This is a genomic window from Peribacillus sp. Aquil_B1, assembly GCF_022603275.1.
Classification (GTDB): Bacteria; Bacillota; Bacilli; order Bacillales; family DSM-1321; genus Peribacillus.
The window spans coordinates 1-520 of the sequence record NZ_JAKXEE010000020.1 but is presented as its reverse complement, the minus strand read 5'-3'; the positions used below and the strand labels follow the sequence as shown (position 1 = coordinate 520).

The following is a 520-nucleotide window of genomic DNA, read 5'->3' as shown; positions in this document are numbered from 1 at the left end:
CCTAAGGTGGGACAGATGATTGGGGTGAAGTCGTAACAAGGTAGCCGTATCGGAAGGTGCGGCTGGATCACCTCCTTTCTAAGGATAATTACGAGAGCGCTTTTGTTTTGTTCAGTTTTGAATGAGTGATTCATTCAATTAAATAGCAATCCCGCGATAAGCTTGGGAAGCAGAAGCTTATTATTTATGTGAATGGGCCTATAGCTCAGCTGGTTAGAGCGCACGCCTGATAAGCGTGAGGTCGATGGTTCGAGTCCATTTAGGCCCACCATTCCATTTCCCAAAACGGGGCCTTAGCTCAGCTGGGAGAGCGCCTGCCTTGCACGCAGGAGGTCAGCGGTTCGATCCCGCTAGGCTCCACCAATGAAACAATCACGTTGTGATTGGGACAGCTTGTTCCTTGAAAACTAGATAATAGATAGAAGGCAATTAATTTTTTTCAAAGCATCTGTAAGATCTTTTTTAACGGTTAAGTTAGAAAGGGCGCACGGTGGATGCCTTGGCACTAGGAGCCGATGAA

2 tRNA genes and 1 rRNA gene are annotated in these 520 nt (G+C 46.9%); all 3 read left to right on the top strand.

Annotation, left to right across the window (positions count from 1 at the left end):
* Positions 1–78: ribosomal RNA gene (locus MPH60_RS27560) — 16S ribosomal RNA — on the top strand; the annotation flags it as partial.
* Between the two features lie 116 nt (positions 79–194).
* Positions 195–271 (top strand) — tRNA-Ile (locus MPH60_RS27555).
* 16 nt (positions 272–287) lie between these two features.
* Positions 288–363: transfer RNA gene (locus MPH60_RS27550), tRNA-Ala, on the top strand.
* Positions 364–520 lie beyond the last annotated feature (157 nt).